Below are 6,960 nucleotides of genomic sequence, written 5' to 3'. Positions count from 1 at the left end.
ACCTACCACCACGGACTCCCCAAAAACCCATAACACCAAAGACCGCGAAAGTAAGAACCAACCCCAACCCGCAGCCCAGGAACAACAAAGGGCCCCGATCCAACAGATCGAGGCCCCTCAAAAAACCACAAGAAAACTCCTGCTGCCTAACGCACCGATTGGCAGCAAGCGCCACCATATCTGGTGGACCCGAAGACAGCTGGCCCATATCTCCAAGTCCAGGGCTCGTACAAGAACCTTGACGGCGACCCTAGCGAAGCAGATGCCGCCGTCGCATTCGTTGCCATCGTGAAACTTACGAACCAAGGCATGAGTACTGGAACGGGCGAAAAGAGGAGAACTCGCCTAACTCATAGATGCAGAAGCTGGTCCGGCTACCGAGGATCGCAACTTGGTGGTGAGTTCCAGCAAAGTAGCCATCTCTTCGTCTGTGAGTGCGTCCTCCATAATCTGCATAATGTTCTGCACATGAGCCCGACCCACTTCCTTTTGCAACGCGGCACCCGCCTCGGTGAGGCCAATGAGCACACCGCGCCGGTCGTCGTCGGGCGTTTTGCGTTGGATGAGGCCGCGCGCCTCCAGCCGGTCGACAAGTCGGGAAATGCTGGGCTGGGTAAGGAGGACGTTGTCGTTGAGCTCGTTGAGTCGCAACCACCCGGTGGGGCATCTGGACAAGTTGAACAGCACGTCGTACTCCCGGCTGCCCACCTTTTTGAAGATGGGTTCCTTGTGGAGTTCACGCATGACCGCCACCTGGGAACGCAGCAAAGACTCCCAGGCGTCGGTTGCCAAACGGCGGTGTGCTGCTGCCGAGGTCACGGCTGCACCGCCGCGGTGGACGTTCCCTCTGACACGCCAGCCGCGTGCGCTTCGGCTGCCAACTTGGCAGCCTTGCGTGCCCCGAAGGTGGGGGCGTCGGGAATGTGGGCCGGGCGGTTGGCAGCGAACTCTGCCCTAAGAGTTGGCAGCACCTCTGAGCCAAAGAGATCCAACTGCTCCAGGACGGTCTTCAATGGCAGGCCGGCATGATCCACCAAGAACAACTGGCGCTGGTAGTCGCCGTAGTAGTCGCGGAACGTCAACGTCTTCTCGATCAACTCCTGCGGGCTGCCAACAGTCAGCGGGGTTTGTGAGGTGAAGTCCTCCATGGAAGGGCCATGGCCGTATACGGGGGCGTTGTTGAAGTAGGGTCGGAACTCGTTGACGGCGTCCTGCGAGTTCTTGCGGATGAAGAACTGTCCGCCCAGGCCCACAATGGCCTGGTCGGCTTTGCCATGCCCGTAGTGTTCGTAGCGTTCGCGGTACAAGCTGATCAGCTGCTGGTAATGCTCCTTGGGCCAGAAGATGTTGTTGGCAAAGAAACCATCGCCGTAGTACGCGGCGATCTCGGCAACCTGCGGTGTGCGGATGGAACCGTGCCAAACAAACGGTGCGACGCCGTCGAGCGGGCGCGGTGTGGCGGTGAATCCCCTCAGTGGCGTGCGGAATTTGCCTTCCCAGTTGACCACTTCCTCATCCCACAGGCGGCGTAGGAGGGCATAGTTTTCAACTGTCAGTTCCACGCTATCTTGCTGGTTCTTGCCAAACCAGGGGTACACCGGGGCGGTGTTGCCGCGGCCCAGCACCAGGTCCACGCGACCATCGGCAAGGTGCTGCAACGTTGCGAAGTCCTCCGCAATTTTCACCGGGTCATTGGTGGTGATCAGCGTGGTGGTGGTGGAGAGGATGATCTTCTCGGTTTGCGCAGCAATGTAGCCCAGGATGGTAGTGGGGGAGCTGGGATAGAACGGCGGGTTGTGGTGCTCACCCGTAGCGAAGACATCCATGCCAATGTCTTCGGCGTGCTTGGCAATGGTGGTGATGGCCTTCAGGCGCTCGTGCTCGGTCGGCATGTGACCGGTGGTGGGGTCAAGTGTGACGTCGCCGACGCTGAAAATTCCGAACTGCATGCTGTGCTCCTTGTTCCGCAACCAACGCGAGAGATATATGCGTTTGCATCTAATATACCTTCCAAGTGACGGGGAGGGCAAAATATTCCGGCGCAACAATCCGGTGTCCCCGGCGCACGTTACCGGCGGGTACTAGGATGCTCTCAGGCGCTATGTACGCCATGTCACAGTTTTGGTGGAGGGAATCTTTGTGGCTTCAATAAACAGCCGGGCCATGCGGCCAGGATTACAGGCCGGCCCCACAGCAGCAGCAGTGGTCGGCTTCCTGGTGCTAGTGGAACTGACAAGCGGCATCCTGCAGGGCTACTACACCCCGTTGCTCACCGACATTGCGCGATTCCTGGGCATTCACGACGCCGACGTCAACTGGTTTGAGGCCGCCCAGCTCATGGTCAGTGCCCTGGTGGTGCCGGTGCTCGCCAAACTGGGCGACATGATCGGCCATCGCAAAATTCTTCTCCTGTCCACCGCCCTAACCGCGGCGGCCTCATGGGGCGTAGCGTTTGCGCCAAACTTCTGGATCTTCATCATTGCCTGGGCCCTGCAGGGTTTCTACGTGGTCTGGCTACCGCTGGAAATCGCGCTCATCTACAGCCGCTCTCACCACCGCCCGGACGGCGCAGCACTGACCCGCAAATCCGCGGGCATCCTCGTGGCGGGGCTGGAATTTGGCGTCATCGCCGGTGCACTTGCCGGTGGCTTCATAGGCGGTGCCCTGCCCGGCAAACTGTGGCTGACCTTGATGATCCCGGCCATCGCCGTGACCCTCTGCTTCTTCGTCATCCTCTTCGGCGTGCCGGAATCTGAAAACCGCACCGGCGGGCGGATCGACACCATGGGCTTGACGCTGCTTTCCACCGGCTTGCTCCTCATCACAGCCGGCCTGACGTTCATGCGCATCAACGGGCCCGGCACGTGGTGGGCCTGGGCCGCCGTAATCCTGGGTATCGCCTCCCTTGTCCCGTTCACTCGCCATGAACTCGGCCACAAGGATCCGCTCATCGACATCCGCCTGCTCCGTCAGCCCAGCATGTGGCCGGTACAGCTGACGGCGTTCCTGTTCGGAGTCTCGGTCCTCGGTGCGCAGGCCCCGCTGTCTACTTTCGCCCGCACCAACCCCGACGAGGTGGGCTACGGCCTCGGTGCCAGCTCCGGACTGGTCTCGATCCTCATCGGCGTCTACGTTCTGGGCCTGTTGGCGGGTGCCTTGCTGTACCCAGTTGTCACACGATGGACGACGCCGAGAATCACCTTGATGAGCGCGGCTGTCCTGGTCGCCGTGGGTTACCTGCTCTTCCTGCCCTTCCACGGCTCAATGACGCAGGTCCTGACGAACATGGCGATTGCCGGCATAGGCAGTGGTGCGTTGGTGGCTGCGCTGCCATCCGCTGCGGCGGCCGCGGCCCCGCTGACACAGACAGGTATGGCAACGGGCCTGACCAACGCCACCAAAACAGTGGGTGGAGCGTTCGCCTCCTGCGTATTCGGCATCGCTCTGGCTGGCCAGGCACTGGGCTCCATCACCGCGGGAGCAGAAAATACTGCGGCACCGCTTTCCGGGTACATGCTTGTCTGGACCATCTGCGGGGTGACAGCCTTGGTGGCTGCCGTGGCCCTGTTCTTTGTTCCCAAGCTAGCCTTCGGTGCCACGCTGAACATCCCCGCACAGCCGTGATAGCGAAGCGCTAGTCCGTCGCGGCCCGCCGGCCGGTGACCTTGGGGATTGCTCCGGTGGTCCAGTCAAGGAACTCTGCGGGCTTGGCCTCTGGCATGGCTGCGTCGGGGCTGGGCTTCGACGAATCCTCGCCGGGCTCCGACGCATCGGGGCTTGCCTGTGACGTAGACGCACCCGCACCAGCCGTTGGCACATGGACCACCTGCAGGGCCTTGATGAGGTCCCGGCGTTCCTTGCGGCCCTCGATCAGGCGGTACAGGACCGGTACCAGGATCAGTGTCAGTGCCGTGGAGGACACCAGACCGCCCACCACGACGATGGCCAGTGGTTGGGAGATAAACCCTCCGCCCCCGGTCACTCCCAGCGCCATGGGAGTCAGGGCGAAGATGGTGGCCAGTGCCGTCATCAGGATGGGGCGCAGGCGCTGGCGGGCGCCGTGCTCAATGGCGTCAGCAACATTCATGGCCGGGCGGTCCCCTGAAGGGTGCCTGTACTGATTAATTAGGTCAATGAGCACGATGGCGTTTGTCACCACAATGCCCACCAGCATCAGCATCCCAATGAGGGACGGCAGGCCCAGGGGGATGCGCGTGATGAGCAGCAGGCCAATGGCGCCGGTTGCCGCGAACGGGATGGATACCAGCAAGATCATCGGCTGCACCAATGACTTGAAGGTGGCCACCATGATCACGTACACGATGGCGATGGCGGCAAGCATTGCAAGCCCAAGCTGACTAAATGACTCCGCCTGCTGGGTTGCCGCGCCGCCTATCGTGGCGATGGCACCCGCCGGCAGGGTGGCCGTATCAAGACGCTTTTGGACCTCGGAACTGAGTGAGCCCAGCGAATCTGCTTCCGGTGTGACCGAGACAGTGGCTGTGCGCTGGCCGTTGGAGGAGGTGATGGTCAACGGCGTGTCCACCTGCTTGACCGTGGCGACCGAGGTCAGCGGGACCGGACCGGCGGCAGTGGGGATCTGCGCTGCGGCCAAGGCTGCTACGGAGTCGAACTTGGTGCCGGTGCCCACCTGGACTTTGTAGTCCGTGGTGTCGATCCGCACTGTGCCGCCGGGGATGGGGCTGACGGTGGCGGCCAGCAGGCCGGTGATTTGTGATTCGTCGAGTCCTGCCGCGACGGCCTTGGCCCGGTCCACGGTTACCTGCACCACGGGCTGTGCGGCGGAGAGGTTGCTTGAAACGGACTGCGCGCCGGGCAGGCCGGTCATCTCCTTCACCAGCGAATCGGCGGCTTCCTGGAGTTCGGCCCCGGTGGAAGCTTTCACCGTAATGTCCACCGTGTTGGAGGTGCCAAAGCCGCCGCCTGAGGCGCCAAGGGCTATGTCCCCTGCGTCCTTGATGGCCGCGATCGCGGTCCGCACGGTGTCTTGCAGTTTGACCTGGTCGGCATCCGGTTTGGTGATGACCTGGAACGACGCGGTGGAGGCACCCGAGGAAAGAAGCGCCGAGAAGCCGCTTGAGCTGTTGCCAATGGTGACCTGGACGTCCTGGACGCCGTCGATCTTGCGCACCACGGACTCCACCTTTTCGGCTGCGTCGCTTGTGGCATCAAGGCTGGTGCCGGGCGGCATTTGCTGGGAGATGCTCATGCTGTTTTGGCCGGTGTCGCCGAGCAGGTTGGTCGGCAGTAGCGGGGTCATGGCGAACGTTGCTACCAAGATGATGCCGCCGGCAATCAAGGTGTAAACGGGATGTTTTTGTGTCTTGGCCAGTATGGGCAGGTAGCCGCGCTGCAACCAGGAGGTGCGTTCCTTCTCCTCCACAGCCTTCAGCAGGGCCTTTCCCGTCAGGGGGGCGCCGGCGTCGGATGTGTGAGGCGTGGCTTTAAGGAACCAGTACGCCAGCACCGGAACAATGGTCAGGGAGACAAAAAGTGAGGCAATCAGGGCGAAGGTGACGGTAAGCGCGAACGGGCGGAACAGTTCGCCGGCCAGGCTACCAACAAACGCGATGGGCAAGAACACCGCCACCGTGGTCAGCGTTGAGGCGGTCACGGCCCCGGCAACTTCCCGGATGGCGGAGAGGATCGCGGCCTTTTTGTCCTCGCCATAGCTCAGGTGCCGTTTGATGTTCTCAATGACCACAATGGAGTCATCCACCACCCGCCCAATGGCAATGGTCAGCGCGCCCAGGGTCAGGATGTTCAGGGAGTATCCGGTGGCCCACAGACCAATGAACGTCACCAAGAGCGACAACGGGATGGAAATGGCCGTGACCAGGGTTGATCGCACCGAGAACAGGAAGATCAAGATGACCACTACGGCGAACCCGAGCCCCAGCAGGCCCTCCACCGTGAGGTCGTGGATGGATTTTTCGATGAAGGGGGCCTGGTCAAGGACGGTGGTGAACTTGGTGTTGTGGCCCAGGGAGGCTTCTAGTGCTGGCAGTTGAGCGTTGATCTCATGGGAGAGCGTGACGGTGTCAGCGGCTGGAATCTTGGTGATGGACAGCGCCAGGGTGGCCTTGCCGTTGGTGCGGGTGATAGAGGTGGTGGGGTCATCGGCCAAGGCGACGCTGGCAACGGAACCGAGTGTGGGAATACCCGCGCCCGGATTAGCCGGGCCGCTGGCCGCCAGGGGCAGAGCCTTGACTGCGTCCAGGGAATCGACGGGGCTGCCGGCCTGAATGGACAGGGTCTTCCCGTCTGTGCTGAGGGAGCCCACGGGCACCAAGGTGCCGTTGTCCTTCAAAGCGCTGGTGATGGCGGCGACGTTGACGCCGGCGGCGGCCATTTTGGCGGGGTCGGGCAGGATGGCGATGTGCTGGGAGTTCGCGCCGGTCACGTCCGCGCTACGCACGCCGTCGATCTTCATGAGCTTGGGAACGGCCACCCGGGCAAGATCGGTGTTCAGCGCGGCCAGGTCCTGGTCGGAGGAGACCGCCAAGAAGACGATGGGGAAGTCGGCAATGCTGCCGGCAATGGGCTGGGGTGCGACGCCGGAGGGCAACTGTGCTCTGACGTTGGAGATGGCCCGGTCAATCTGGTTCCTTGCACGGTCCAAATCGGTGCCGTAGGTGAAGGCCAAGTTGATGGTCGAGATGCCGCTGCGCGAGGTGGAGGTGCTTGACTCCAGGCCTTCGACGGCGTTCAGGGCCGCTTCCAGCGGTTCACTGACTTGCTTGTCGACCACCTCGGGGGAGGCTCCCGGCATGGCCGAGACAACAGTGATTTGTGGGAACTCGATGGAGGGGATGAGCTCCTGTTTGAGCGAACCGAGCGTGATTACCCCGAACACCACCGCAAAGATGGTGATCAGGGCAATCAACGCCCGGTTCCCCAAGGACATCTGTGCTAAACGAAACATAAGGACACTCCCAC

4 protein-coding genes are annotated in these 6,960 nt (G+C 62.0%); 1 reads left to right on the top strand and 3 read right to left on the bottom strand.

Features of this window, described 5'->3' with window-relative positions:
• Positions 1-345 precede the first annotated feature (345 nt).
• Complete coding sequence (locus CXQ94_RS08500; protein WP_258066868.1) at positions 346-819, bottom strand: MarR family winged helix-turn-helix transcriptional regulator; 474 nt, start codon at positions 817-819, stop codon at positions 346-348.
• Positions 816-1,949, bottom strand: a complete 1,134-nt coding sequence (locus CXQ94_RS08495) for an LLM class flavin-dependent oxidoreductase (protein WP_104088372.1) — start codon at positions 1,947-1,949, stop codon at positions 816-818. The genes CXQ94_RS08500 and CXQ94_RS08495 overlap by 4 nt, the downstream gene beginning before the upstream one ends.
• A gap of 214 nt (positions 1,950-2,163) precedes the next feature.
• Between CXQ94_RS08495 and CXQ94_RS08490 the strand changes: the two genes are divergently transcribed.
• A complete protein-coding gene (locus tag CXQ94_RS08490; RefSeq protein WP_104088562.1) occupies positions 2,164-3,624 on the top strand; it encodes an MFS transporter in 1,461 nt (486 codons plus the stop codon).
• A 10-nt stretch (positions 3,625-3,634) separates the two neighbouring features.
• Here CXQ94_RS08490 and CXQ94_RS08485 read toward each other — a convergent pair whose 3' ends face one another.
• Positions 3,635-6,946: an efflux RND transporter permease subunit gene (locus CXQ94_RS08485; protein ID WP_104088370.1), complete on the bottom strand. Its 3,312-nt coding sequence runs from the start codon at positions 6,944-6,946 to the stop codon at positions 3,635-3,637.
• Positions 6,947-6,960 lie beyond the last annotated feature (14 nt).

The organism is Arthrobacter sp. GMC3 (assembly GCF_002929305.1).
Classification (GTDB): domain Bacteria; phylum Actinomycetota; class Actinomycetes; order Actinomycetales; family Micrococcaceae; genus Specibacter.
The sequence above is the reverse complement of the archived record's forward strand: the minus strand, read 5'-3'. Positions and strand labels throughout refer to the sequence as shown.